Source organism: Kocuria dechangensis, assembly GCF_014636775.1.
Taxonomy (GTDB): Bacteria; Actinomycetota; Actinomycetes; order Actinomycetales; family Micrococcaceae; genus Kocuria; species Kocuria dechangensis.
Genome location: NZ_BMEQ01000002.1, coordinates 211,465 through 238,121 on the forward strand (window position 1 = coordinate 211,465; position 26,657 = coordinate 238,121).

The following is a 26,657-nucleotide window of genomic DNA, read 5'->3' on the forward strand; positions in this document are numbered from 1 at the left end:
ATGGCATCACGACCCGCCCGTACCGTCCGCGAGGGAGCAGCCCCATGAAGTCCGTCTGGCTCGACACGTACGAGGTGCCGGCAGCGCCGGCCGAGGAGTTCGTCCCCGGCGCCGGATACGACACCGTGGTCGCCGGCGCCGGCCTGACCGGTCTGACCACCGCCGTCCTCCTGGCCCGCGCCGGGCACCGGGTCGCCGTGCTCGAGGCCCGCACCGTCGGCGCCGTCACCACCGGCAACACGACCGCCAAGCTCACGCTCCTGCAGGGCACCACGCTGTCGCAGATCCGCCGGCACCAGTCGGAGGAGGTGCTGCGCGCCTACGTGGACGCCAACCGGGAGGGCATGGCCTGGCTGCTGCGCCTCCTCGAGGACCGCGGCGTGCCGTTCCAGCGCCGTGACTCGTGGACCTACGCCACGTCCGCCAAGGGCGCCTCCGACCTCCGGAAGGAGCTCGAGGCCGCCCGCCTCGCGGACCTGCACCCGAGCTGGTCCGACGAGACCGAGCTGCCCTTCCCGGTGGCCGGGGCGATCACGCTGCCCGACCAGGCGCAGTTCCACCCCATGGAGGTGCTCGGCGCCCTCGTGGTCGAGCTGCGCGCGCACGGCGGGGCCGTGTTCGAGGGCGTGCGGCTCACCGGCGCCGGCGTCCGCTCGCCGCTCACCATCCAGACCTCGAAGGGCCCGCTGCAGGCCGACCGCCTCGTCCTGGCCACCGGCACCCCCGTCCTGGACCGCGGCGGGTACTTCGCCAAGCTCTCCCCGAGCCGCTCCTACGCCATGACCTACCGCGTCCCCGGGGCGCCGGGCTCCATCCCCCGGGGCATGTACATCACCGCGGACAGCCCCACCCGCACCGTCCGCACCGTGCCGCTCGCGGACGAGGAGCTGCTCCTGGTCGGCGGCAACGACCACGTCGTCGGGCGCTCGCCCTCCCCGCAGGCCGCCGTCGACGACCTCGAGGAGTGGACCCGCCGCCACTTCCCCGGGGCCGAGCGCACCCACGTCTGGGCCGCCCAGGACTACCGGTCGATCAACGCCATCCCCTTCATCGGCACCCTGCCACGCGGCGGCGGGAACATCTACCTCGCCACCGGCTACAACAAGTGGGGCATGAGCAACGCCGTCGCGGCCTCGCTCGCGCTCAGCGCCGAGATCTTCGGCGGCCACATGCAGTGGGCGGAGACCCTCGGCCGGCGCGTGACGACGCCGTCGGACATCCTCACGGCGCTGAAGGTCAACGCGGAGGTGGGCTTCAACGCGCCCAAGGACTGGCTCAAGGCCGAGCTGAGCGAGCTCCCGGACGAGGTGCCCGGCGAGGGCGAGGGCTTCGTGGGCCGGGAGCACGGCCGTCCCGTGGGCGTGTCCACGGTCGACGGCGTCACCTGCAGGGTCTCGGGCATCTGCACCCACCTGGGCGGGGTGCTGCGCTGGAACGACGCCGAGCGCTCGTGGGACTGCCCCCTGCACGGCTCCCGCTTCGCGGCCGACGGCACCCGGCTCGAGGGTCCCGCGGTGCACGACCTCTCCCGGCGCGGGGCGTAGCCCGCGGCCCGGCGACGGCCCGGGCACGGCGACGGCCCCCGCCCGGAGGGGCGGGGGCCGTCGCGTGCTCGCGCACGTGGTCGCGGAGGGACCTACTTCTTGCCGGTGGTCTCCTCGAGCTTCAGGGCGACGCCGAGGGCGAAGAACGTGGGGGCCCACTCGCCCACGAACAGGCCCCAGCGGTCGGCCTGGGCCTTGTCCTTGGTCTTGCTGAGGTCCACGGCCCAGGAGAGGAAGGACAGGCCGATGGAGGCGAAGCCCGCCGCGTAGGCGTGCTCGCTGCGGATGCCGAAGTTCTGGAGCGTGCTGATCATGGGAGACCTCTTTCAAGTTCGGTGCCACCGGACGACGGTGGGCTCGTCGAGCCATGCCCGATCAGTCTCACACGAGTCAGCACAACAGGGAAGTAAGCTGACTATAAATTCGCTGGGAATGCGCGGCGCCGCCCTGGAGCGGCTCAGACCGGCCCGGAGCGGAGCGGGTCCCTTGCTGGTTGAATGTGCGCATGAGCGACGAGCCGACGCGCTCCGCGTCCACACCGCTGGAGGACTACGCCCTGCTGTCCGACCTGCACACGGGCCCGCTCGTGTCCCGGGACGGCAGCATCGACTGGCTGTGCTTCCCGCGCTTCGACTCCCCGTCCGTCTTCGCGGCCCTGCTGGGCGGTCCCGAGGACGGGCACTGGAGGCTGTCCGTCGTCGGCGGCGAGGTGGTGTCCCGCCGCTACCTCCCGCGCACGTTCGTGCTCGAGACCACCTGGCGAAGCCCGACGGGCACCGCCGTGGTGACCGACTTCCTGCCGCCCGGCGAGGCAGCGGACCACCCCGACCACGCCGATCTCGTCCGGCGCGTGGAGTGCGTGGCGGGGCAGGTGGAGGTCGAGCACGACCTGCGGATCCGGTTCGACTACGCCCGCGTGAAGCCCTGGACGCGGCGGATCGACGTCGACGGGTCCCCCGGGCTGCTGTCCATGGCCGGGCCCGACGCCCTGATGCTCACGGGCCCAATGCTCCGCGCCGGCGAGGCCCCGCACGTGGGGGCGCTCCTGGGCGCGGAGGAGGAGCCGGGGCACCCGGACGACTACGAGGGCGGCGTGGCGGACCGGCTGACCGGACGGTTCGCCCTCGTCGCGGGGGAGCGCCTCGAGTGGGTGCTCACGTGGTTCGAGTCCCACCAGGCCCTCCCCATGCCGGTGGACCCCGGCAAGGCGCTCGACCTGGCGGTGGAGTTCTGGACGGACTGGTCCGCCCACGTCGGCACGCACAAGCGGCACGAGCAGGCGGTGCTGCGCTCGCTGCTCGTCCTGCGGGCCCTGACCCACCGCGGCACCGGCGGGATCGTGGCCGCGGCCACCACCTCCCTGCCCGAGGAGTTCGGGGGCGTGCGGAACTGGGACTACCGCTACACCTGGTTGCGCGACGCCGCGCTGACCATCGAGGTGCTGGTCGCCCACCACTTCACCGACGGCGCCCTGCACTGGCGCAACTGGCTGCTGCGCGCCGTGGCCGGGGACCCCGACCAGATCCAGATCATGTACGGGGTGGCCGGGGAGCGCCGGCTGCCCGAGACCGAGCTGGACCACCTGGCCGGGTACGAGGGCTCGACCCCGGTGCGGATCGGCAACGGCGCCGTGGACCAGTACCAGTCCGACGTCGTGGGGGAGGTCATGCTGGCGCTGGCCGCGCTGCGGGACGCCGGCGTGGAGGAGGACAGGTGGTCGTGGGGGCTGCAGAAGAACCTGCTGCGCTTCTGCGAGCACAACTACGACCGCAAGGGCCACGGCGTCTGGGAGATGCGCGGGCCCGCGGTCTACCACGTGCACGGGCGCGCCATGATGTGGGCGGCCTTCGACCAGGGTGTGCGCGCCGTCGAGCAGCACGGGTTCTCCGGGCCGGTGCAGCGGTGGCGGGAGCTGCGGGACCGGCTGTGCGCGGAGATCATGGAGCACGGCTTCGACGCGCAGCTGAACTCCTTCACGCAGGCCTACGGCAACAAGGAGGTGGACGCCTCCCTGCTGCAGCTGCCGCACACCGGGTTCATCGCCTACGACGACCCGAAGATGCTGGGCACCGTGGCGCGGATCGAGCAGGAGCTGCGCGGGGAGCACGGGCTGGTCTACCGCTACCGCACCGAGACCGGGCTCGACGGGATCGAGGGCGACGAGTACCCGTTCCTGATCTGCACGTTCTGGCTCGTGGAGCAGTACGCGCGCAGCGGGCGGGTCGAGGACGCCGGGGCGCTCCTGGAGCAGCTGGCGGGCTACGCCAACGACCTCGGCCTCTACGCCGAGGAGTACGACCCCGGGCGCGGGCGGCTCGCCGGGAACTTCCCCCAGGCGTTCAGCCACCTGGGCTTCATCCGGGCCGTGGACGCCGTGGTCCGGGCCCGGGCGAGGGCCTCCTAGCGCCGGTGGGCGCTCGCCGGGCGACCGCGCCGGCGCAGCGCCGCGGTCGCCAGGACGACCAGGACCGCGGCAGCGGCGGCGGCGACGGCCAGGAGCACCGACCGCGGCTCGTCCGTGGCCCGCCCGACCGCGATCCACGACAGGCCCCACGCCGCGGCGGCGGCCACTGCCCAGCGGCCGCCGACCCGCCCCTGGACGGCGGCCACCACGGCGGCGAGCACCAGCACGACGGCGACGCCGATCCACTCCGCGCCCCGCCCCTCCTGCGGCACGCCCGAGGACACCAGGGCCGCCGCGACGTTGGCCGCCGTCGCCACCGACACCCATCCCAGGTACAGCCCGAAGGTGCCGTCCACGACCAGCCACTCCGCCGGGCCGCCGCGGTCCGACAGGTCCGCCAGGCGCTGGACCAGCACCCCGAGGACCAGCACCAGCGCGACGATGACGACCACGCTCGCCCAGATCCAGCCCTGCTGCGTGACCAGCAGCCAGCCCGCGTTGAGGAGCATGGACGCCGCCGCGAGCCAGCCGGTGGACCGCGCCCGCGGGTCCGCCGCCCGGGAGGGCAGCCACTGCCAGACCGTGTAGGCGGCCAGGCCCAGGTAGATCACCGACCAGATGGAGAACGCCGGTCCCGCCGGGGCCAGCAGCGTGGCGTCCGCGGCCAGGCTGCCGCCCGAGGACTCCTCCACTCGGGTGCCGAAGATCCCGATCCCCACCAGGGTGCCGAGCACGCACGCGACCTCGCTGAGGGTGACGACCACCTGGCGGGCACGGTCCGAGGGCGTCGCGCGGGCGGCGTCGGGGCGGGTCGGGGCGGGGTGCGTGCTCACGGCGGGGCCTCTCGTCCGGCGGCGGGGATCCCGGATCCGGATCCTCCACTGCCACGGTAGGCCGGGGCGCCCGGGACCACCAGGGCGGCCTCCCCTCGCTCCTCCCGCCGCCCGTCCCTAGAGTGGCCGGATGGACACTCCTCAGGACGCACCCCAGGACACCCGGCCCGTCGTGGGCCTGCTCGGCGCCACCGGCATCACCGGGCGGACGGCGCTGGCCCACCTCGTGGCGCGGGCGGGCCAGGCGGGGGTGGACGTCGTCGTCGGCGCCCGGGACCCGGAGCGCGTCCGGGCCCTGTGCGCCGAGCGGGCGATCCCGGTCCCCGAGGTCGTGCGCACGGACGTCACCGACCCCGCCTCCCTGCGGGAGCTCGCCCGGCGGGCCGACGTCCTCGTGAACCTCGCCGGCCCCTACACGCGGCTGGCCCCGCCCGTGCTCGCCGCGTGCGTGGCCGAGGGCACGCACTATCTCGACCTCACCGGGGAGATCCCGCTCGCCCGGCGCACCGACCGGGACCTGCACGCCGCCGCGCGGGCCGCCGGGGTCGCCCTCGTGCACACCGCGGGATTCGAGGCGCTGCCCGCGGACGTCCTCGTCGACGCCGCCCGCCGGCACGCCGCCGCCCGCGGGGAGACCCTGCGCAGCGCCGACCTCGTGACGTCCGTGCGGACCCCGCCCGGGACCGGCTTCTCCGACTCGGTCTCCGGCGGGACCCTGCAGAGCCTCGTCGAGGTGCTCCGGGACCCGGAGCCCCTGCGCGCGGACGACGTCGCCGCCCGCCTCCCCGACCCCGCCCCGGGCACCGGGACGGCGGCCGACCCCGACGCGGTGCGCCGCACCAGCCCGCTGCGGCTGCGGGCCCGCGTGGCCGAGGGCAGGGTGCTGGCGGCCATGAGCCCCCTCGCGGCGATCAACCCGCCGGTGGTCCACCGCACCCAGGCCCTCAGCCCCGTGCCGGGCGCGGCCGCGCACCCGCTGGCCTTCCGGGAGGCCATGTCCGTGGGCCGGTGGGGCGGCCTCCCCGGGGTCCTCCGCCTGGCCGCGGCGGAGGGGATCGGCGGGTTCCAGGCGCTCACCGGTCTCGCGGTCCGCCTGCCGCGCCCGGTGCGCTCGCGGCTCGCCGGGGTCCTGGCCCGCGTCCTGCCGCAGGCCGGCACCGGGCCGGAGGGCGACGTCCTCACCGGCTGGTCGTGGACGACGCAGGGGACGTTCACCACCCACGAGGACTCGGCGTTCCGCGCCGTGCTCGAGGCCGAGGGCAACCCCGGCTACGGCACCACCGCGTGGCTGATCACCGAGCTCGCCCTGCGCATGGCCGTGCACGGGGTCCCGGACGCGGCCCTGGGCTCGACGACGCCGGCGCTCGCCCTCGACGGCGACGTCGCCGCGCTGCTGCCGGCGCGGGTGCGGATCACGGTCGGCTGAGACGCGACGGACCCCGGCCCCCAAGGGGGAGCCGGGGTCCGTCGCGCGCGGGGCTACGGCTTGAGCACCACCTTGATGCAGCCGTCCTCCTTCTTCTGGAACTTCTCGTACATCGCCGGCGCCTCGTCCAGGGACGCGGTGTGCGTCTTGAGGTCGAGGACGCCCAGCGGGTCCGAGGGGTCGTCGACCAGCGGCAGCAGGTCGTCGATCCACCGCTTCACGTTGCACTGGCCCATGCGCAGCTGGATCTGCTTGTCGAACATCGTGAGCAGCGGCAGCGGGCTCTTCGTGCCGCCGTACACGCCGCTGAGCGAGATCGTGCCGCCGCGCCGGACGGCGTCGATCGAGGTGTAGACGGCGTTGAGCCGGTCCGTGCCGACGGTCTCCATGGCCTTGCGGGCCAGCGGGGACGGCAGCAGCCCGACCGCCTGGTGGGCCACGCCCGCCAGCGGCGAGCCGTGCGCCTCCATGCCGACCGCGTCCACCACCGAGTCCGGGCCGCGGCCGTCCGTGCGCTCCCGCAGCTCGTCGGCCACGTCGTCGTGCAGGTCCAGCGTCTCGATGCCGTGGCGCTCCGCCATGGCGCGGCGCTCCGCGACGGGGTCCACGGCGATCACGCGGTAGCCGAGGTGGCGGCCGATCCGCGCGGACATCTGCCCGATCGGGCCCAGCCCCATCACGGCGAGCGAGCCGCCCTCCGGCGGGGCCGCGTACTGCACGGCCTGCCAGGCCGTGGGCACCACGTCGGACAGGTAGAGGTAGCGCTCGTCCTCCCCGGTGTCCGGGACCTTGATGGGCCCGTAGTCCGCGTGCGGGACGCGCAGGTACTCGGCCTGCCCGCCGGGGACGGAGCCGTACATGCGGGAGTACCCGTAGATGGCGCAGCCGCTGTTGTACTCGCGGACCTGGGTGGTCTCGCACTGCGACTGCAAGCCCTGGCTGCACATGAAGCAGTGCCCGCACGAGATGTTGAACGGGATCACCACGCGGTCCCCGGGCTTGATCCGGGTGACGGCCGAGCCGACCTCCTCGACGATGCCCATGGGCTCGTGGCCGACGATGTCGCCCTTGTCCATGAACGGGCCCAGCACCTCGTACAGGTGCAGGTCCGAGCCGCAGATGCCGGTCGAGGTGATCCGCACGATCGCGTCCGTGGGCTCCTGGATCCGCGGATCCGGGACCTCCTCCACGCTGACCGAGCGCTTTCCCTGCCATGTCAGTGCCTTCATCGGTCCTCCTTGTCAGGGCCGTGTCCGATCGAGAACGACAGCCTGCTGATCTGTTGGTGGGTCCGATCCTACGCGGACGTCCCGTCCCCGGAACAGTCCTGCCCCCGGGCGGCCTCCGCCCCGCCGCGCAGGAAGTACGCCCCGACCGAGCCGGCGAGGGTCGCGAACACCCCCACGGAGTAGACCGCCAGCAGGACCTCCAGCACCCGGGGGAAGCCCCCCGCCGCACCCAGCTCCCGGCCCGTGATCGTGGACATCGCGGCGTGGGACAGGGCCGTCCCGTAGTCGGCATAGACGTCGAGGACGTAGAGCAGCTGGCTGGAGACGAGGACGACGACGCCGGTGACCGCCGCCAGCCAGCCGATCCGGCTGGAGAGCAGCTTCCCCGCGGAGCGTGAGCCGCGGACGCCCGCCGAGAGCACGCCGCCGATCCGGGACAGCCGCGCGAGCCGCAGCAGCCGCGCGGCCTGCAGCGCCCGGAAGAAGCGCAGGAACGGCACGAGCAGGAACACCACCTGCCACCAGTTGCGCCGCCAGAAGGCCCCGGAGAAGCCGGCGACATGCGCGCGGAGCAGGAACTCGGCCACGAACACCGCCCAGAACACCCAGCCCAGCACGTTCAGGAACACCACCAGGCCGGGCTCCTGCGCCAGCAGCTGGCCCAGCACCACGAAGAGGAACAGCACCCCCAGCAGGCCCATCGGCCGGTCGAGCCGACGGCTCAGGGCCTCGGCCGCGCCGAGCTGCTCGGCCTGCCGTGCCGGATCCTTCTTCGCTCGTGCCACGGTGCCCGCCTGTCCTCGCTCGTCCGCCGTCCACCCCCACGCTAGGCGAGCGGTGGCCGGAGCCGCGCCTTGACCGACAGCGCACGCCGCTTGACGGCGCGTGTACAGAAGCGCCCAGGCTCTCGCCCGCGGCCGTGCCCGGGATCACAGTGAACGTGTCGGAGCTGCGGCCGGACCGGCCGCACCGCCCACGGCGGCCGATCCTCCGCCCGTCACCGCTTCTGCCCAGGAGATCCACGATGCACCAGACCACGCTCACCACGCCGCCGTCCGCGTTCGGCGTCACCCACCCGCTCGACATGCTCACCGCCGCCGAGATCAGCGCCGCCCGCACGGTCCTCGCGGACGCCGGCCACCTGCGCCCGTGCACCCGGTTCCCGCGCGTGATGCCGGTGGAGCCCCCGAAGGCCGTGGTGCTGGGGCACACGGACGGCGACGACGGCTTCGACCGCTCCCTCGACATCACCCTGCTGGACACCGACACGGGCGAGACGCGCCGGGCCGTCGTCTCCGTGACGGCGGGGGAGATCCGCTCGATCGAGACGCTGAACACGGGGGAGCACCCCTACGGCCAGGCCCAGTACCTGTTCGAGGAGTACGACCGCGCCGCGGAGATCGTGAAGGCGGACCGGCGCTGGCAGGAGGCCATGGCCCGCCGCGGGGTCGAGGACACCACGCACGCCTTCGTGGCCCCCCTCGCGCCCGGCTTCTTCCCCCGGGAGGACGAGACGGGCAAGCGGGTCATCCGCTCGCTGACCTTCCACCGCCGCTTCGAGGGGGACAACCCGTGGGGCCACCCGGTGGAGGGGCTCATCGCGCACGTCGACCTCACGGCCGGGGAGGTCATCAGGGTCGAGGACGACGGCGACGTGCCGATCCCCATGGCGGACGCCAACTACACCCCGGAGCACGTGGGCCCGGCGCGGACCACCCTCAAGCCGCTCGACATCGTCCAGCCCGAGGGCCCGTCCTTCCAGGTGGACGGCACCTACGTGACCTGGGAGAACTGGAAGCTGCGGATCGGCTTCACCGCCCAGGAGGGCCTGGTGCTCAACCAGGTCACCTTCCGGGACGACTCGGGGGACGAGCCCGAGGACCGCTCGGTGCTCTACCGGGCGTCCGTGCCCGAGATGGTCGTGCCCTACGGGGACACCACCAACACCCGGTTCTGGATCAGCTACTTCGACGCCGGCGAGTACCTGCTGGGCAAGAACGCGAACTCCCTGAAGCTGGGCTGCGACTGCCTCGGGGTCATCCGGTACTTCGACGCGTTCGTCGCCGACGACGAGGGCCACCCCATGGAGATCCCCCACGCGGTGTGCATGCACGAGGAGGACTACGGCATCCTCTGGAAGCACACGGAGTTCGGGGAGGCCCCGCAGGTGCGCCGCTCCCGCCGGCTGGTCATCTCCTACTTCGCGACCATCGGCAACTACGAGTACGGGTTCTTCTGGTACTTCTACCTGGACGGCTCCATCCAGGTGGAGGCCAAGGCCACCGGCATCGTCTTCGCCGGCGGGTGCGAGCCCGGCCGGCCCAACCGGCACTCCAACGAGATCGCCCCCGGCATCCAGGCCCCCGTCCACCAGCACATCTTCTGCGCCCGCCTCGACGTCGCCGTCGACGGGACGGAGAACACCGTGCAGGAGGAGAACCTCGTGCGGATCCCCATGGGCGACGAGAACCCCTACGGCAACGCCTTCACCTGGTCGCGCACCGACGTGACCCGCGAGTCCGAGGGGGTGCGCGACGCGAACACCGAGACCGGGCGCAAGTGGTTCGTCACCAACCCGAACCGGCTCAACCACGTGGGGGAGCCCACCGCCTACCACCTGATCCCCATGCCGGGGCCCCGCCTGCTCGCCGCCGAGGGCTCCTCCGTGCGGCGGCGCGCGCAGTTCGCCACCCACCACCTGTGGGTGACCCGCTTCGACGAGAACGAGCGCTTCCCCGCCGGGGAGTTCCCGAACCAGCACGCGGGCGGGGGCATCGGCGAGTGGGTGGCGCAGGACCGCGACCTCGTGAACACGGACGTGGTGCTGTGGCACACCTTCGGCCCCACCCACATCCCGCGCACCGAGGACTGGCCCGTGATGCCCGTGGACTACTACGGGTTCTGGCTCAAGCCCCACGGCTTCCTGGACCGCAACCCCGCCCTGGACCTGCCCGACTGGTCCACCGCGGGCGGGCGGTGCTGCGGCACCGAGGTCGGCCACGCCGACCCCGCCCCGGCCGTCGAGAGCGCGCACGCCGTCACCGGCACCGGCGACCGACCCGCCCACGACTGCCGCTGCGAGGGATGAGCCATGAGCACGAGCACCAGTTCCGCCGGCAGCCTGCCCGCACCCGCTGACCCTGCGGGCCACGGCCACCTCGCCGCGGGCGGGGGCCTGGACCGCCGCACCCTGACCGTGCCCTCGCTGGTCTTCCTCATCATCGCCGCCTCCGCGCCCCTGACCGTGCTGGCCGGCGGCGTCCCGTCCACCTACGCGGTGACCGGACTGCTGGGGGTGCCCCTCGGCTTCCTCCTCCTCGGGGCGATCCTCGCGCTGTTCGCGGTGGGGTACGGGGCGATGTCCGCCCGGATCACCAACGCGGGCGCCTTCTACGCCTACGTGGCGGACGGCCTGGGCCACCGCCAGGGCATCGGCGCCTCGTGGCTGGCCCTGATCAGCTACAACGCCATGCAGATCGGCCTCTACGGCATCTTCGGGTTCGTCGTGTCCTCCTTCCTGGAGGCGCGGCTGGGCCTGGCCGTCCCCTGGTGGGCCGCGGCCCTCGCGGGCCTGGTGCTGGTGGGGCTGCTCGGCGTCAGCCGGGTGGACCTCTCCGCCAAGGTCATCGCGGTCCTGGTCACCCTCGAGTTCCTCGTGGTCGTCGTCGTCGACGCGGTCTCCCTGGCCGTGGCCCCGGAGGGCCTCAGCGCCCAGCCCCTGATGCCCTCCGAGTTCTTCACCTACGGCATCGGCGCGGTGCTGTCCTTCGGCATCGCCGCCTTCATGGGCTTCGAGTCCGCGGCGATCTACAGCGAGGAGGCCAAGGACCCCGCGCGCGCCGTCCCGCGGGCCACGTTCACCGCCGTGGCCATCATCTCGGTGTTCTACGCCGTCTCCGCCTGGGCGCTGGCCGTGGGGGTCGGGCCCGGGCAGGTCGTCGCCGCCTCCCGGGAGCACGGGCCGGACCTCGTGTTCGTGTTCCTGGGCGAGCACGGTGGCGCGCTGCTCACCGACATCGCCCAGGTCCTGTTCGTCACCAGCCTGCTCGCCGCGCTCATCGCCTTCCACAACGCGGTGGCCCGGTATTTCTTCTCGCTGGGCCGTGAGAGCGTGCTGCCCTCCTGGCTCGGTGCGGTCGGGCGCAGGAACCACGCCCCCGTGGCCGGGTCCCTCGCGCAGAGCGCGCTCGCCGTGGTGCTCGTGACGGTCTTCGCGGTCGCCGGGCAGGACTCCGAGCTCGGCCCGCTGTTCCCGGTGCTGACCCTGTTCACCTGGCTGGTCAACGCCGGAGCCTTCGGGCTGATCTTCCTGCTGGCCGTCACCTCGCTGGCCGTCATCGGCCACTTCCGGCGGGACCCGGGCGGGCACTCCGCCTGGGTGCGCTGGGCCGCTCCCGCCCTGTCCGCGGCCGGCCTGGGCGTGGTGTTCGTGCTCGTGCTGGTGAACTTCGACGTCCTCATCGGCGCCGAGGGCCCCAGCCCGCTGGCCGTGGTGATCCCGGGGATCGTCCTGGCCGCGGGCGTGGCCGGCCTCGCGTGGGGCGAGCACCTCCGGCGCCACCGTCCCGAGGTGTTCGCCGGAGTGGGCTCGGGCCGCGCCGTCGAGAGCGGCGGGCCCGTACCGGATCCCCGCCCCGGGCCGTCCTCCGGGGGCGCCGGGGAGCCCGAGCTCGCAGGGGAGCAGCGGTGAGCGCCCCGGACCTGGCAGCAGGTGCGGCGCCGGTGCGGCAGAGGCCGGCCCCGCGCCTGCTGGGCGACCCCCTGCGGGTCCTGCTGGGCGCCGGCGTCGGCGTCTCCGTCGCCCTGCACGGGCAGATGGCCCTCGCCGGGACCCACGGCGCGGGCTGGTCGGTGGTCATGGGGGTCATGGCGGCGCTGTGCCTGTCCTGCCTGGTCGCGCTGGCGCGGGTGGGCGACCTCGTCCGCACGGTGCGGATGACGATGGGCATGGCCCTGGCGATGGCGCTGGCCCACACCCTGATGATCCCGCTCCTGGGCGGCACGGGCGGCGCGGGCGGCCACAGCGCCCACGCCCACCACGGGGGCGCGGGTGCGGCGGAGGCCGCCGCGTCCGGCGCGGGCCACGGGGGCATGCTCCTGGTCGTGGTGGTCGAGCTGGCCGTCGCGGCCCTGGCGGTCGCCTGGTTGCGCCGACACGATCGGCGACCGGCCCGCCGGCCGGTCTAGGATGTCCCCACCGATGTGACACTGGTCATGGTCGGCACACCGGGCCCGGCGTGCCGACCCTGCCCGACAGGGGGAGCACGCGATGGCGCCAACGCCGACCGGCCGGGAGGACCACTCCGCGGGCCCGGTGCTCGTGGAGTCGATCCAGGACTGGTCCCGTCTCGCCTCACGGTCCTTCGTGCCGCTGCAGTGCACGACGGCCGCCGCCCGCACCTTCCGCGCCGGTCTGGAGAGCCGGGAGGCGGGGAGCCTGCACGTCACGCACCTGCGCTTCGGCCCGCACGTCGTCGAGCGTGTGCCGGGGGCTCCGGAGGACGCGGGCGGCGGCCGGTTCAAGGTGAACCTGCAGCTCGAGGGGCGGTGCGTCGTCGAGCAGGCGGGCCGGCGCAGCGTGCTGGGCCCCGGGGACGTCACGCTCTACGACACCTCCTCGCCCTACCGGCTGGACTTCGCCGAGGACTCCCGCCTGCTCGTGCTGATGTTCGACCACGGCGTGCTCGACCTCCCCCCGGCCGCGGTCGGGCAGCTGCGGGCGTGCCGGATCGGGCCCGAGGGGCCCGTCCACGCGATGGTGGCGTCCTTCCTGGCCTCCATGGCCGACCACATGGCGGGGCTGACCGGGATGAACGGCCAGCGGCTCGGCAACTCCGCGCTCGACCTGCTGACCACCTCCTTCAACCTCGAGCTCGACGAGCAGGTGGCGGCGTCGGCCTACGAGAAGGACCGGCTGCGGGCCGCGGTGCACGACTGGGTCGAGGCGCACCTGTCGCAGCCCGACCTCGACCCGCCGACGATCGCCCGGGCGCACTACATCTCGGTGCGCCGCCTGCACCAGGTGTTCCAGGAGGAGGGCACCACGGTCTCCGCCTGGATCCGCACGCGCCGCCTGGAGCGCTGCCGCCGGGCGCTGGAGGACCCGATGAGCGCGGGCGTGCCGGTGGCGCGGATCGCCGCCCGCTGGGGCTTCACCGACGGCGCCCACTTCTCCCGGGTGTTCAAGGCCGCCTACGGCATCTCCCCGTCCCAGGCGCGGGCGCGCGCCCTGGCGTTGCGGGGCCCCGGAGCCGCCCCGGCGCAGGAGAGGTCCGCGTGACCGCCCGATGAGCTCGACGACGCCCGCCAGGCCATCGTGACCGCCCGCGCGGCCCGCCCGACCCGTCCGGGGAGCCCCGGGGAGAACGGAGACACCATGCCCCAGAGACCGACCACCCCCGCCGAACTGGTCCCCACCGAGCTGATCACCGCGGAGGTGGCCGACCGCGTCGCCGTCGTCACCGTGGACCGGCCCGAGGTCCGCAACGCCCTGAACACCCAGGTGCTCCAGGAGATCCGCGCGGTCCTCGACGCGTTCCGCGACCGCGACGACGTCGGCGCCGTGGTCTTCACCGGTGCCGGCGACAAGGCGTTCGTCGCCGGCGCGGACATCGGCCAGCTCGTGGGCTACTCGGCGCGCGACGGGCTCGCCGCCCGGATGCAGCGCCTCTACGACGAGATCGAGGACTACGAGAAGCCGACGATCGCGGCGGTCAACGGCTACGCGCTCGGCGGGGGCAACGAGCTCGCCATGGCCTGCGACATCCGGATCGCCTCCGAGCGCGCCCGCTTCGGCCTGCCGGAGACGAACCTCGGGGTGCTCCCCGGGGCCGGCGGGACCCAGCGCCTGGCCCGGCTCGTGGGCAAGGGCCGCGCCGTGGAGCTGATCCTCACCGGCCGGATGATCGACGCCGAGGAGTCGCTGCGGATCGGGCTCGTCACCTCCGTGGTCCCGCCCGGGGAGCTGCTCGGCGCCGCCCGCGCCACCGCCGCCCAGATCCTCGCCAAGGGCCCGCTGGCCGTGCGGCTGGGCAAGCTCGTGATCAAGAACGGCTTCGAGACCGACCAGCGCACCGGGCTGCTGCTGGAGCGGCTCGCCCAGTCCCTGCTCTACGCGTCGCCGGAGAAGACCGAGGGCACGAGCGCGTTCCTCGACAAGCGGCCCGCCGACTTCGGGGCGGTGGCCGAGTGACCGAGGCGTCCGGGGCCGCGCCGGACGGCGGGCGGGGGGAGGAGCCGCAGGGCGTCCACCGGCCCGGGTGGCGGGGCCGGTTCTTCGAGGACTTCCTGGTGGGGGACAGATACCGCCACCCGCTGGGCCGGACCGTCATGCCCGTGGACAACAGCTGGCTGAGCCTGCTCACCCAGAACACCGCCCCCATCCACTTCGACGCCCACTACTCGTCGCGGACGGAGTTCGGGAAGCCCCTCGTGGACTCCACCTTCACGCTGGCCCTCGTCACGGGCCAGTCCGTCACGGACGTCTCCATGAACGTCATGGCCAACCTCGGCTGGGACCGGGTCCGCCTGCCGCACCCGGTGTTCGAGGGGGACACGATCTACTCGGAGTCCGAGGTGCTCTCCGTCCGGGAGTCCGCCTCCCGCCCGGACGTGGGCGTCGTGGCGGTGCGCACCGTCGGCTTCAACCAGCGCGGGCAGATCGTCATCACCTTCGAGCGCACCCTGCTGGTCTACAGGCAGGGGCACGGGCCCGGCCACGCCTCGGTCGAGCCCGTGTGGGACGAGCGGTCCCGGCGGCTGGCGGGCCTCGACGAGCAGTGAGCCCCCGCAGGGGTCAGGAGATCCCGTTCTGCTGCAGCCACATCTCCAGCAGGCCCAGCTGCCACAGCACGTTGGAGCGCAGGGGCGTGTGGTGCGCGTTCGGGTCGGCCAGCAGCGTCTCCACGACGTCGGACTTGTAGAGGCCGCGGCGCACCGCCGCGGGGTCCGTCAGGGCGGCCTCGACCCGGGCGAGGGTCCCGCCCTCGAGGGTGCGGATGGCGGGGACGGGGAAGTAGCCCTTCTTCCGGTCGATGACCTCGTTGGGCACGATGCCGCGCGCCGCGCGCTTGAGCACCCCCTTGCCGCCGTCCGCGAGCTTGAGCTCCGGCGGGACGCGGCCGGCGAACTCCACGAGCTCGTGGTCCAGGAACGGCACGCGGGCCTCGAGCCCCCAGGCCATGGTCATGTTGTCCACGCGCTTCACGGGGTCGTCCACCAGCATCACGGTGGAGTCGGTCCGCAGGGCGGCGTCGACCGCGGTCTCCGCGCCGGGGCGCCCGAAGTGGCGCTCGATGAACGCCGACGGGGCGTCGTGGGAGGCCATCCACTCGGGGGAGAGGACCTTCGCCAGCCGCGACCACGGGCGGTCGAAGAACGCCTCCGAGTACGTCTGCTGGGCGTCGTCCCGCGCCACCTCGGCCAGCGGCGGGTACCAGTGGTAGCCGCCCAGCACCTCGTCGGCGCCCTGGCCGGACTGGACCACCTTGACCGACCGGGAGACCTCCTCGCTGAGCAGGTAGAACGCCACGCAGTCGTGGCTGATCATCGGCTCGCTCATGGCGGCGACGGTCCGGTCGATCGCCGGGACCAGCCGGGCGTCGTCGATCGGGATCTGGTGGTGGTCGGTCCCGAACCGGCGGGCCACCAGGGAGGAGAACTCGAACTCGTCCCCGGCCTCCCCGCCCCGGGACTCGAAGCCGATGCTGAAGGTCTTCAGGTGCTCCTGACCGCTCTCGGCCAGCAGCGCCACGACGAGGCTGGAGTCGATCCCGCCGGACAGCAGGACGCCCACGGGGACGTCGGCGACCATGCGCCGCTGCACCGCGGTGCGCAGCTTCTCGACGAGCCCGTCCTGCCAGTCCTGCTCGGTCCAGGCGGAGCGGTCCTCGTCCCGGGTGAACTGGGGGTTCCAGTACTCGTGGTCGGCGGCGCTGCCGTCGGCCTCCACCACGCGCACGGTGGCCGGGGGGAGCTTGCGGACGCCCTGCAGGACGGTGCGCGGGGCGGGGACGACCGAGTGGAAGGTCAGGTAGTAGGACAGGGCGGTGCGGTCGATCGAGGTGTCCACGTCCCCGGCGGCCAGCAGCGCCTGGACGGTCGAGGCGAACCGCAGCCGCTCCGCGGTGTGGTCGACGTAGAGGGGCTTGATCCCCAGCCGGTCGCGGGCCAGGACCGTGCGCCCGCTCCCGTGCTCGGTGACGGCGAAGGCGAACATGCCGTGGAAGTGCTCCACGCACGCGGTGCCCCAGCGGTGGTAGGCCTTCAGCACCACCTCGGTGTCCGAGGTCGAGAAGAACCGGTAGCCCGCGCCGTGCAGCTCCTCGCGCAGCTCCTGGTAATTGTAGACGCACCCGTTGAAGACGATCGACAGGCCCAGCTCGGCGTCGACCATGGGCTGGCCGCCCGCCGGGCTCAGGTCGATGATCTTCAGGCGGCAGTGGCCCATCGCCACCGGCCCCTGCGCCCAGGCGCCCGACCCGTCCGGGCCGCGGTAGGACTGGGCGCACGTCATGCGGTGGATCGTGCCGGGGTCGGCGGCCGCGCCGTCGAAGCGCACCTCACCGGCCAGACCGCACATCAGCGACCACCCCCGCTCCAGCCTCGGGGACCGGTCAGGGACGGATTTCCGCGGCGCGAGAGCATCCTCCCATGCTACGCGTCGTGCCCGGGGAGGGCTCCGTCCGGGGGCCGTTAGCACATGTGCAATCTGCGCGCCACGGTGTTGTTGCGCGCCCGGCCGGAGTAGCGTGCCCACCACGCACCCCGATGATTGGAGCGTCCCAGATGGAATCCCTGTCGGACTACGCGAACCGCCCGGTGCTGTGGCTGTCGGCGCTCGCCGTCTTCGCCGTCATCATCCTGCAGACCGTGATCTACATGCGGGCGGCCCGCCGGGCGGGCCCCTCGGTCGGGTTCACCCCGCAGGACCTGCGCGAGTCCTTCCGCGCCGGCGGGGTCGCCGCGATCGGGCCCTCCCTCGCCGTCGTCATCGTGGCCATCGCCCTCCTGCCCCTGTTCGGCGCCCCCGCGGTGCTCGTGCGGATCGGCCTGGTCGGCTCCGCCGCGACCGAGACGTCCTCGGCGAACCTGGCGGCCGGCACCATGGACGCCGCGCTCGGCGGGTCCTCGTGGACGCCCGAGGTCTTCGCCGTGGCGTTCATGGCCATGTCCCTCTCGGGCGGCATGTGGATGATCGCGACGCTCATCCTGACCCCGATGCTGAAACGGGGGGACACCAAGCTGCGCGCGGTGAACCCCGCGCTCATGGCGATCGTCCCCTCGGCCGCGCTGCTCGCGGCGTTCTCCTCGCTCGGGATCGCCGAGCTGCCCAAGAGCAGCGTGCACATCATCACGGTCGTCGTCTCGGCGCTGGTGATGGCCGTGTGCCTGATCCTCGCCAAGACGCTGCACGCGCCGTGGCTGCGGGAGTGGGGACTCGGCTTCTCGATCATCGTCGGCCTGGTGGTCGCCTACTTCGCCCACGGCGCCGGCCTGGGCCCCACGGCCTGACCGCCCCGAGACCCGAGGAGTTCCCATGTCCGCACCCACCGACGCCTCCGCAGCCTCCTACGCCGACTACGACCGGACCACGTCCCGGTGGGGCCGGGGCACCATGCTCATGGGCCTGCTGGCCTCCTACGTCGGCCCCCTGTACCTGGTGTTCTTCACCGACTTCGAGATCCCGCTCGGCGACCTCGTCACCGGGTTCCTCGCGGTGGCCGCCGTCTTCGCGGTCATCTGGGTGATCGAGCCCATCACCTACTACCCGGTGCTCGGCCCCGCGGCCATGTACCAGGCGTTCATGATCGGCAACATCGCCAACAAGCTGCTGCCCTCGGCGATCGTCGCGCAGGCCGCCATCGACGCCAAGCCGGGGACCCGCCGCGCGGAGTTCGCCGCCGTGATGGCGATCTGCGGGGCGGCCGTGGTCCACATCTTCTCGCTGCTGCTGTTCGTCGGCCTGCTCGGCACCTGGCTGGTCAGCGTGGTGCCGACGGCCATCACGGACATCGCCCGGCTCTACATCTTCCCGGCCATCATCGGCGCGGTGATCGTCCAGCTGGCCGCCTACGTCAAGCAGCCGCGGATCACGATCATCGCCCTCGCCATGGGAGCGCTCGTGCAGCTGCTGCTCGTGCCCGTCCTGGGACCGGTGTTCCGCAACTTCGCCACCGCCGTCGTCGTGCTGCTGACGATGGTCCTGGCCTGGGTGCTGCGCAACCGGAAGACCGAGCACCCGCCCGTCGCCGGCGAGGACGGCGTGCTGTGACGGCACGGCCCCCGCGCCACCGCGCTCCCACCCCGCACCCCGCCCACGAGAGGACATCATGACCGTCATCCTGCCCGGCCGCCCCGACCTCCCCGCCGAGCTGCGCGAGGAGCTGCACACGCTCTACAAGCACCTGCACGGCGCCCCCGAGCTGTCCATGCAGGAGCACGCCACGGCCGAGCTGATCCGGCAGCGCATGGAGGCACTCGGCTGCGAGACCTTCCTGTGCGGCGGCACCGGCGTCGTCGCCGTGCTGCGCAACGGCGAGGGGCCCGTCGTGGGGTTCCGCGCCGACACCGACGCGCTGCCCCTGGCCGAGGACACCGGCCTCGACTACGCCTCCACCGCCCGGGGCGTGCTGCCGGACGGCACCGAGGTGCCCGTCATGCACGCGTGCGGGCACGACACCCACATCACCAGCGCGATCGGCGCCGCGACCCTGCTCGCCGGCGACCGCGACGCGTGGGCGGGCACGGTCGTGTTCCTGTTCCAGCCCGGCGAGGAGACCGCCGAGGGCGCCATGGCCATGCTCCAGGACGGCCTGTGGGAGCGGGCGCCCCGCCCCGAGGTCGTCTACGGCCAGCACGTGTGGCCCGGCCGCGCCGGGCAGATCGAGATCACCAGCGGCCCGGCCATGGCCATGTCCGACGGCTGGATCGTCACGGTCCACGGCCGCGGCGGGCACGGGTCCCGGCCCGAGGACACCATCGACCCCGTGGTGCTGGCCGCCCACATGGTGGTGCGGATCCAGAGCATCGTCTCCCGGGAGATCCCCGCCCAGAGCGCTGCCGTGGTCACCATCGCGAGCTTCCACGCCGGGCTCAAGGAGAACATCATCCCCGCCACGGCCCGGTTCACCCTCAACGTCCGCAACCTCGACACCGAGGTCCGGGAGAAGGTGCTGGCCGCGCTGCGGCGGGTGATCCGCGGCGAGGCGGAGGTCTCCGGGGCGCCCGAGCCGGAGATCGAGGAGATCTACACCTTCCCCCTGCTCGTCAACGACCCCGCCGAGACGGCCGCCCTCAAGGAGGTCCTCGCCGGCGCGCTGGGCATGGAGAACGTGCTGGACCGGCCCGCCCAGATGGGCAGCGAGGACTTCGGCCACCTCCCCGACGCCATCGGGGTGCCGGGCGTGTACTGGTTCTTCGGCGGGATGCCCGACGAGGTGGTCGACGGCGAGGCGCCGGTGCCGACCAACCACTCGCCCTTCTTCGCCCCCGTCCTCGAACCCACGCTGACCACCGGGGTGACCTGCGCCGTCGCCGCGATCATGTCCCGCGTGGGCGTCCAGCGATGACGGCCTCCGCGGACACGCCCCTGCTCGAGCTCTCCGCCCGCGACCTCGCCGCGGCGGTCCGCGCCCGGACCGTCTCCGCGCGGGAGGTGCTCGACGCCCACTTCGCCCGGATCGACGACGTCAACCCGGCCGTCAACGCCGTCGTCACCCAGGCCCGGACGATGGCCTACGAGACGGCGGCGCGCGCCGACGAGCTGACGGCCGTCACCCCCGCCGACGAGCTGCCGCCCCTCCACGGGGTGCCCATGACCCACAAGGACACCCACGCCACGAAGGGCATCCGCACCACCTCCGGCTCGCCGGTGCACGCGAACCTGGTGCCCGACCACGACGACCTGGTCGTGGCCCGCTTCAAGGCCGCCGGGGTCGTCAGCACCGGGAAGAACAACGTCCCGGAGTTCGCCGCCGGCTCGCACAGCTTCAACGAGCTGTTCGGCACCACCCACAACCCCTACGACCGCACCCGCAGCGCCGGCGGCTCCAGTGGCGGGGCGGCCGCGGCGATCGCTGCCCGGATCCAGCCGCTGGGCGACGGCTCCGACATGGGCGGGTCCCTGCGCAACCCGGCGGCGTTCTGCAACGTCGTCGGCTTCCGCCCCTCCGCCGGGGTCGTGCCCCTGGCCCCCACCCGCAACGCCTGGGCGTGGCTGGGCCGCACCGGGCCGATCGCCCGCAGCGTCGACGACGTCGTGCTCGCGATGTCCGTGCTCGCCGGCCCCGACCCCAGGGTCCCGCTGGCCTGCCCGGTGGGCCGGGAGCAGTTCCGGGCGCTCGCCGCCGAGGACCCGGCCGAGCTCGGCTCCCGTCCCCTCGCCGGCGTCCGGATCGGGGTGAGCACCGACTTCGGGCTGGGCGTGCCCGTCGAGCAGGAGATCCTCGACGTCCTCGCGGCCCAGGCCCGGGTGCTGGAGGAGCTCGGGGCCGTCGTCGAGGAGGCCGTCCCGGACCTGCGGGACGCCGACGAGGTGTTCGACACGACCCGCGCCTTCGACATGGCCACCGACCTGCGCACCGTGGTCGCCGAGCACCGGCAGCAGGTGAAGCCCGAGGTCATCTGGAACGTCGAGAGGGGCCTGGCCCTCACCGCCGGGCAGCTCATGGACGCGGCCCTGGCCCGCACCCGCCTGCACGAGGCCGTGCGCGGGTTCTTCCAGGCGTACGACGTCCTGCTGCTCCCCACCACCCAGGTGCTCCCCTTCCCGGCCGACGAGCGCTGGCCCCGCTCCGTCGCCGGCGTGCCGATGGAGACCTACGTCGAGTGGATGCGCTCGGCGAGCCTGATCTCGGCCACCGGCTGTCCCGCCGTCTCGGTGCCGGGCGGCTTCAGCCCGGGCGGGCTGCCGGTGGGGCTGCAGCTCGTGGCCGCCGACGGGTGCGACGTCGAGCTGCTGCGCGTCGCGCGGGCCTACGACGCCGCCACCCGCCACGCGGACGTCGCGCCGAGGCTCTGACCGTCCCCGCCAGCCCGGCTCGTGCCGCCGAGCCCCCTCTAGGACGGCAATCCCCCAGGTGGATTCCTGGGGGATTGCCGCAGCAGAGGGGGCTCGACGCCGTGCGGTGCGCCGGGATGGGGACTCGGCGTCGAGGGGCGTCCGCCGGAGTGGGGACTCGGCGTGGTGGGGCGGGCTACACGTCCTGACGGGCGCGGTTGACGATCTTGGAGCGCACGGTGAGGGCGAGCACGACGAGCAGCAGGCCGTAGAGCACCAGCGGGATGGGGCCGGTGACGAAGACCGAGTAGTCGCCGTTGGAGGACAGCAGGGCGTCGCGCATGCTGGTCTCGGCCAGCGGGCCCAGCACCATGCCGATCATCAGCGGGGCCAGGGGCACGCCGTGGCGGCGCATGGCGAAGCCGATCAGGGCGATGCCCAGCAGCAGGAGCAGGTCGAACACCGCGCCGGAGGTCGCGTAGACGCCGAGCCCGCAGAAGACCGTGATCCCGGCGTAGAGGTAGGGCTTGGGGATCAGCAGCAGCTTGGCCCAGTACTGGGCGAAGGGCAGGTTGATGATCAGGAGCACGATCATCGCCAGGAAGAAGCTGGCCAGCAGCGCCCACACCAGCTCCGGGGCCCGGTCGAACAGCAGCGGGCCCGGCTGCAGGCCGTACTGCTGGAACGCGGCGAGCATGATGGCCGCCGTCGCGGAGACCGGCAGGCCCAGGGCCAGCAGCGCGCCCATCGCGGTGCCCGTGGTCGCGTTGCCGGCGGCCTCGGGGGCGGCCAGGCCGCGGATCGCGCCCTTGCCGAACATGGGGTTCGGGCGGCGGCGGTCGATGCGCCGCTCCACGTCGTAGGAGATGAAGGTGGGGATCTCGGCGCCGCCGGCGGGGATGACGCCGAAGGGCAGGCCGATCGCGGTGCCGCGGGCCCAGGCGGGGGCGGCCTCCTTCAGCTCGGCGCGGGACAGCCACGGGCGGCCGGCGGCGGAGATCTGCATGCCGGTCGGGTCCCGGCGGATCCGGGACGCGACGAAGAAGACCTCGCCCAGGGCCAGGATCGCGACGGTGACCGTGACCAGGGAGATCCCGTCGAACATCTGCGGGACCCCGAAGCTGAAGCGCTCGGTGCCGGAGATGGAGTCGATGCCCACGGTGGCGAAGCCCAGGCCCAGGACCAGGGCGGCCAGGCCCTTGAGCGCGGAGTCCGAGACCACCGAGGAGGTGGCGATGAAGGCGAAGATCGCCAGGGCGAAGAACTCGGCCGGGCCGAAGTTCGCGGAGAAGTCCGCCAGCGCCGGGGCGAGGAAGACGACGACGGAGGCCGCGACCATGCCGCCCACGAACGCGCCGATCGCCGCGGTGGCCAGGGCCTGCGGGGCCCGGCCGTCCTTGGCCATCTTGTGGCCCTCGAAGGTGGAGGCGATCGCGGAGGCCTGCCCCGGGGTGTTCATGAGGATGGCCATGGTCGAGTCGCCGAACATGCCGCCGAAGTACACCCCGGCGAACATGATGAACGCCGCGGTGGGGTCCAGGGCGAAGGTCATGGGCAGCAGCAGCGCCACCGCCATCGAGGAGCCCAGGCCGGGCAGCACGCCCACGGCGGTGCCCAGGAGGCAGCCGATGAGGACCCACAGCAGGTTGATCGGGGTCAGCGCGCCGGCGAAGCCGCCGGCGAGCAGTTCGAGTGCTTCCATGTCAGAAACCGCCTCCCAGGATGCCGGACGGGAGGTTCAGGCCCAGGCCGACGGAGAATGCCAGGTAGATCGCGCTGGAGAGCACCAGCGCGAGCGAGATGTCGAAGAGGGGCCGGCGGCTGCCGATCCCGCGGGCCACGGTCCAGAAGAGCAGCGCGGCGGACAGGATCCAGCCCAGGACCTCGATGGTGAGGGCGAAGACCAGGAACCCGGCCACGGACCAGATCACCGCGGACCAGTCCGTGTGGGTCCGGTACGTGGTCTCCGAGAGCTCCTCGGGGTGCTCCGGGTGGCGCAGGTAGTGCAGGGCGAGGAGCGCGGCCAGGACGTAGCCGGCGACCATGAGGATGCCCGGGAAGAACTGCGGGCCCGGGAAGTCGGTGCCCTCGGGCACCTCCATGGTCAGGATGCCGATCAGCAGGTAGGTGCTGAACGCGGCCACGATCAGCGGCACGACCAGCCCGCTGCGCCCGTGCCCGAAGGGGGCCCGCTCGCGGGGAGGCGTCTCCCGGTGGCCGGAGCCCTCTCCGCGGCCGGTGTCCGGCACCTCGGCGGGGGCGGAGGGGGAAGTGGGGAACGATGTGCTCACAGGTCCAACTCCTCGATGAGGGCCTCGATCTCGGCCCGGTCTTCCTCGATGAACTGCTCGAACTCGGGCCCGGTCAGGTAGACGTCCTGCCACTGGTTGCGCTCCAGGGCCTCGCGCCACTCCGGGGTCTCCACGGTCTCCGCGATGATCGCCTCGAGCTCGGCGAACTCCTCGTCGGTGATGCCCGGGGGCGCCACCATGCCGCGCCAGTTGGTCAGCTCCACGTCGTAGCCCTGCTCCCTGAAGGTGGGCGCGTCGATGCCCTCCAGCGGCTCGGGGGAGGCGACGCCCAGGATCTTCAGGCGCCCGGCCTCCACCTGGTCCGCGAACTCGGTGAAGCCCGAGGTCGCAGCCTTGGCGGTGCCGGAGGAGATCGTCTGGATCGCCTCGCCGCCGGAGGTCTTGGGGATGTAGGTGATGTCCGCGGGGTCGATCCCCGCCTGGAGGGCCAGGTCCGCGATGATGAGGTGGTCGATCGACCCGGCGGAGCCGCCCGTGAACGGGAAGGCCTTGGGGTCCTTCTTCCAGTCGGCGATCAGCTCGTCGAGCGTGTTGTACGGGGAGTCGGCGGGCACGACGAGCGCGTCGTACTCCTCCGCCATGCGCGCGATGGGCCGCACGTCGGCGAGGCTCACGGGCGAGTCGTTGAGCGCGACGCCGCCCAGCATCACCGTCCCGGTGGACATGATGGTGTTCGCCTGGCCCTCCATGGTGGTGAGCTGGCCCAGGCCGATGGTCCCGCCCGCGCCCGGGATGTTGACCACCTGGGCGTTGTTGACGATGTTGTTGGTGCGCATGGCCTGCTGCTGCTCCCGCACGAACGTGTCCCACCCGCCGCCGGCGCCGGCCGGGGCGATGAGGGTCATGTTGGCGCGCAGGTCCGAGCCTCCGCTCGCCGACTGGATCGACAGGAACGAGGCCGTGCCGATCACTGCGGCGGCGACGACGCCGTAGACCGTCATGGCGACCGGGTGCCGGCGCCGGGTGCCGGGCTGGGCCTGATCTGGGGGTGAGCTCACGGGATTCGCTTCCTTCGTCGGGATGGTCGGTGGGAGGCTCTGGCAAAGCCGCTCGCCCGACCATAACGTGATCCCCGTCACGCCCTGGTGGTTGATCTCGCTTTGGTGCGTAGTGCTTGTTGTGCTGGTTCTGCGCATTCTGCTCACGCCGGAAGTAAGACGCGTCACACCGCGGGTCATAGGGTGGACGGCGGTGCGCCCCACCGCGCACCGCGTCCCGTTCGTCCCGTCCCCACCGCGGAGGCCCCCATGACCGTCGTCGTCGCCCGAACCAGCACCCCCGAGGGCGAGGCCGCGCTCGCGGCCGCCGTCGAGGAGGCGTCCCGCCGCAGCGAGGACCTCCTGGTCTTCAACCTCGAGGGCACCCAGCTGGACCCCGAGACCGGCGAGCTCGGCGGCGTCCCCGTCGCCTTCCGCACCCCCGACGCCCGCAACCGCGACGCCGTGGGCGAGCTGCTCGACACCGCGGAGGAGGTCGGCGCCTCGGCCATCGTGATCGGCGTGAAGCACCGCAGCCCGGTGGGCAAGCTGCTGCTCGGCAGCGCGGCCCAGCAGGTGCTGCTCGAGGCCAGCGCCCCGGTCATCGCGGTCAAGCCGCGGCGTTCCTGAGGAATGCCCCCGGCCCCACCTGCCGCCCGCCCCGGGGCCTGGCTGTGGTTCCTGGTGGTCAGCGCCGCCCTGACGCAGACCGCCCTGAACCTCGTCCGGCCCGTCACCACCTACAAGCTGCTGGCGCTGGACGCCGACTCCGTGACGGTCGGCCTCGTCACCGCGGCCTACGCCGTGATCCCGCTGGTCACCGCGATGTGGCTGGGGCGGATGACCGACCGGGTGCGCGAGCTGCGGACCATGGTGCTCGTCGGGGCCCTGGTGCTGGCGCTGGGCAGCGTCGCGCTGCACCTCGCCCCCAACGTGGCCCTCGTGGCGGTGGCGAGCGCGCTGCTGGGCATGGGGCACCTGGTCTTCACCATCGCCGGCCAGTCGGCCATCGCCCGCTACGCCCCGGACGACCAGCTGGACCAGGGCTTCGGCTGGTTCACGGCGGCGTTCTCCGTCGGCCAGCTCGCCGGGCCGCTGCTGGCCGGCGCGCTGCTGGGGGCGGGCAGCGACGTCGCCTCCCCGGAGCGGATCGCGGACATCGGCCTGGCCTTCTGGCTCGGGGCCGCCCTGTCCTTCCTGGCGGTGCCCGTGATGCTCGTGCGCGCCCGTCCGGCGCGTCCCGCGGCAGGTGAGAAGGGCGACGGGCAGGACGACGACGGGGACGAGCGCCGGTCCGCCGCCGCTGCCGCCTCGGCCGCCACGGGTGAGCTCGACGTGGTCCCGGCGAAGGAGCCGCGGGGGTCGATGCTCCAGATCCTCCGGGTGCCCGGCATCCCGTCGCACATGCTCGCGTCCCTGGCGCTGCTGGCGATGCTCGACATCCTCACCGCGTTCCTGCCGCTCGTGGGGGAGCGGGCCGGGGTCTCCCCGGCGTGGGTCGGCGTCCTGCTGGCCGTGCGCGGCGGCGCGTCGATCCTCTCCCGCGTCCTGCTGCCGTGGCTCGCGCGCCGGACGGCCCGGCGGACCCTGCTGCTGGTGAGCCTCTACGGCGCCGCGCTGGCCCTGGCCGTGCCGCCGCTGGTGATCACGGTGCCGTGGCTCGCGGCGGTGTTCCTGTTCGTCGGGGGCTTCTGCCTGGGGCTGGGCCAGCCCATCACCATGACGCTGGTGTCCACGTCGGTGCCGGACTCCTGGCGCGGGGCGGCGCTCGCCGTGCGGCTGGTGGGCAACCGCGTGGGGCAGGTGGCCATGCCGCTGCTGGCCGGTCTCGTCGCGGCCCCGCTCGGCCCGGCCGGCGCCATCTGGTCCACGTGCGCGGTGCTCGCGCTGAGCGGGGTCGAGAAGTCGGTGCGCCGGCGCTGACCGGGCGCCC

General features: G+C 73.4%; 23 protein-coding genes. 15 read left to right on the forward strand and 8 right to left on the reverse strand.

All coding sequences use genetic code 11. The features are described from left to right. The first annotated feature begins 44 nt into the window (after window positions 1-44). Window positions 45-1,544: an FAD-dependent oxidoreductase gene (locus tag IEW07_RS03185; RefSeq protein WP_188534384.1), complete on the forward strand. Its 1,500-nt coding sequence runs from the start codon at window positions 45-47 to the stop codon at window positions 1,542-1,544. A 92-nt stretch (window positions 1,545-1,636) separates the two neighbouring features. Here IEW07_RS03185 and IEW07_RS03190 read toward each other — a convergent pair whose 3' ends face one another. Next, complete coding sequence (locus tag IEW07_RS03190; protein WP_188534385.1) at window positions 1,637-1,858, reverse strand: hypothetical protein; 222 nt, start codon at window positions 1,856-1,858, stop codon at window positions 1,637-1,639. Window positions 1,859-2,049: 191 nt separating this feature from the next. On the opposite strand from IEW07_RS03190, the gene IEW07_RS03195 reads away from it, so the two are divergent. Further along, window positions 2,050-3,948 (forward strand): glycoside hydrolase family 15 protein, encoded by a 1,899-nt coding sequence (locus IEW07_RS03195; RefSeq protein ID WP_188534386.1) that lies wholly within the window; start codon window positions 2,050-2,052, stop codon window positions 3,946-3,948. Here the strand turns inward: IEW07_RS03195 and IEW07_RS03200 are convergent. Then, on the reverse strand, window positions 3,945-4,781 hold the full coding sequence (locus IEW07_RS03200) for a TspO-related membrane protein (RefSeq protein ID WP_188534387.1): 837 nt from the start codon (window positions 4,779-4,781) through the stop codon (window positions 3,945-3,947). The genes IEW07_RS03195 and IEW07_RS03200 overlap by 4 nt on opposite strands. 130 nt (window positions 4,782-4,911) lie before the next feature. Here IEW07_RS03200 and IEW07_RS03205 point away from each other — a divergent pair, with 130 nt between their 5' ends. Further along, entirely contained in the window at window positions 4,912-6,207 is a 1,296-nt protein-coding gene (locus tag IEW07_RS03205; protein ID WP_188534388.1) for a saccharopine dehydrogenase NADP-binding domain-containing protein, read from the forward strand. 53 nt (window positions 6,208-6,260) lie between these two features. On the opposite strand, the gene IEW07_RS03210 is transcribed toward IEW07_RS03205, so the two are convergent. Further along, the gene (locus IEW07_RS03210; RefSeq protein WP_188534389.1) at window positions 6,261-7,436 is read right to left on the reverse strand and encodes a zinc-dependent alcohol dehydrogenase; all 1,176 of its coding nucleotides are present in this window, start codon (window positions 7,434-7,436) and stop codon (window positions 6,261-6,263) included. 68 nt (window positions 7,437-7,504) lie between these two features. Further along, window positions 7,505-8,221 carry a hypothetical protein gene (locus IEW07_RS03215; protein WP_229741529.1) on the reverse strand — a complete coding sequence of 239 codons (717 nt, stop codon included), beginning with the start codon at window positions 8,219-8,221 and terminating at the stop codon, window positions 7,505-7,507. A gap of 239 nt (window positions 8,222-8,460) precedes the next feature. Between IEW07_RS03215 and IEW07_RS03220 the strand changes: the two genes are divergently transcribed. The 6 genes from IEW07_RS03220 to IEW07_RS03245 all read left to right on the forward strand — a co-directional run bounded on the left by IEW07_RS03220 (window position 8,461) and on the right by IEW07_RS03245 (window position 15,218). Further along, entirely contained in the window at window positions 8,461-10,524 is a 2,064-nt protein-coding gene (locus IEW07_RS03220; protein ID WP_188534390.1) for a primary-amine oxidase, read from the forward strand. A gap of 3 nt (window positions 10,525-10,527) precedes the next feature. Next, on the forward strand, window positions 10,528-12,126 hold the full coding sequence (locus tag IEW07_RS03225; RefSeq protein WP_188534391.1) for an APC family permease: 1,599 nt from the start codon (window positions 10,528-10,530) through the stop codon (window positions 12,124-12,126). Further along, window positions 12,123-12,623 (forward strand): hypothetical protein, encoded by a 501-nt coding sequence (locus IEW07_RS03230; protein ID WP_188534392.1) that lies wholly within the window; start codon window positions 12,123-12,125, stop codon window positions 12,621-12,623. Before IEW07_RS03225 ends, IEW07_RS03230 begins: the two co-directional genes overlap by 4 nt. A gap of 82 nt (window positions 12,624-12,705) precedes the next feature. After that, window positions 12,706-13,716, forward strand: coding sequence for an AraC-like ligand-binding domain-containing protein (locus IEW07_RS03235; protein ID WP_188534393.1), 1,011 nt, complete (start codon window positions 12,706-12,708; stop codon window positions 13,714-13,716). A 96-nt stretch (window positions 13,717-13,812) separates the two neighbouring features. Continuing rightward, entirely contained in the window at window positions 13,813-14,628 is an 816-nt protein-coding gene (locus IEW07_RS03240; RefSeq protein ID WP_188534394.1) for an enoyl-CoA hydratase/isomerase family protein, read from the forward strand. Next, entirely contained in the window at window positions 14,625-15,218 is a 594-nt protein-coding gene (locus IEW07_RS03245; RefSeq protein ID WP_188534395.1) for a MaoC family dehydratase, read from the forward strand. Before IEW07_RS03240 ends, IEW07_RS03245 begins: the two co-directional genes overlap by 4 nt. 13 nt (window positions 15,219-15,231) lie before the next feature. On the opposite strand, the gene IEW07_RS03250 is transcribed toward IEW07_RS03245, so the two are convergent. Then, a complete protein-coding gene (locus IEW07_RS03250) occupies window positions 15,232-17,016 on the reverse strand; it encodes an N-acetylglutaminylglutamine amidotransferase (RefSeq protein ID WP_188534396.1) in 1,785 nt (594 codons plus the stop codon). Between the two features lie 206 nt (window positions 17,017-17,222). Here IEW07_RS03250 and IEW07_RS03255 point away from each other — a divergent pair, with 206 nt between their 5' ends. The 4 genes from IEW07_RS03255 to IEW07_RS03270 are packed head-to-tail and all read left to right on the forward strand — an operon-like array spanning window position 17,223 to window position 21,456. Continuing rightward, window positions 17,223-17,948 carry a DUF5058 family protein gene (locus IEW07_RS03255; protein ID WP_229741530.1) on the forward strand — a complete coding sequence of 242 codons (726 nt, stop codon included), beginning with the start codon at window positions 17,223-17,225 and terminating at the stop codon, window positions 17,946-17,948. Window positions 17,949-17,973: 25 nt separating this feature from the next. After that, window positions 17,974-18,708: a hypothetical protein gene (locus IEW07_RS03260; protein ID WP_188534398.1), complete on the forward strand. Its 735-nt coding sequence runs from the start codon at window positions 17,974-17,976 to the stop codon at window positions 18,706-18,708. Window positions 18,709-18,766: 58 nt separating this feature from the next. Then, a complete protein-coding gene (locus IEW07_RS03265) occupies window positions 18,767-20,005 on the forward strand; it encodes an amidohydrolase (protein ID WP_188534399.1) in 1,239 nt (412 codons plus the stop codon). After that, window positions 20,002-21,456: an amidase gene (locus tag IEW07_RS03270; protein ID WP_188534400.1), complete on the forward strand. Its 1,455-nt coding sequence runs from the start codon at window positions 20,002-20,004 to the stop codon at window positions 21,454-21,456. Before IEW07_RS03265 ends, IEW07_RS03270 begins: the two co-directional genes overlap by 4 nt. 175 nt (window positions 21,457-21,631) lie before the next feature. Here IEW07_RS03270 and IEW07_RS03275 read toward each other — a convergent pair whose 3' ends face one another. From IEW07_RS03275 to IEW07_RS03285, 3 genes are read right to left on the reverse strand one after another with little or no spacing between them, the layout of a single operon-like run. Continuing rightward, window positions 21,632-23,137 (reverse strand): tripartite tricarboxylate transporter permease, encoded by a 1,506-nt coding sequence (locus IEW07_RS03275; protein WP_188534401.1) that lies wholly within the window; start codon window positions 23,135-23,137, stop codon window positions 21,632-21,634. A 1-nt stretch (window position 23,138) separates the two neighbouring features. Continuing rightward, window positions 23,139-23,726, reverse strand: coding sequence for a tripartite tricarboxylate transporter TctB family protein (locus tag IEW07_RS03280; RefSeq protein ID WP_229741531.1), 588 nt, complete (start codon window positions 23,724-23,726; stop codon window positions 23,139-23,141). Then, entirely contained in the window at window positions 23,723-24,745 is a 1,023-nt protein-coding gene (locus tag IEW07_RS03285) for a tripartite tricarboxylate transporter substrate binding protein (RefSeq protein WP_229741532.1), read from the reverse strand. Before IEW07_RS03285 ends, IEW07_RS03280 begins: the two co-directional genes overlap by 4 nt. A gap of 249 nt (window positions 24,746-24,994) precedes the next feature. Between IEW07_RS03285 and IEW07_RS03290 the strand changes: the two genes are divergently transcribed. Further along, a complete protein-coding gene (locus IEW07_RS03290; protein ID WP_188534402.1) occupies window positions 24,995-25,354 on the forward strand; it encodes a universal stress protein in 360 nt (119 codons plus the stop codon). A 3-nt stretch (window positions 25,355-25,357) separates the two neighbouring features. Beyond that, window positions 25,358-26,647, forward strand: coding sequence for an MFS transporter (locus tag IEW07_RS03295; protein WP_188534403.1), 1,290 nt, complete (start codon window positions 25,358-25,360; stop codon window positions 26,645-26,647). Window positions 26,648-26,657 lie beyond the last annotated feature (10 nt).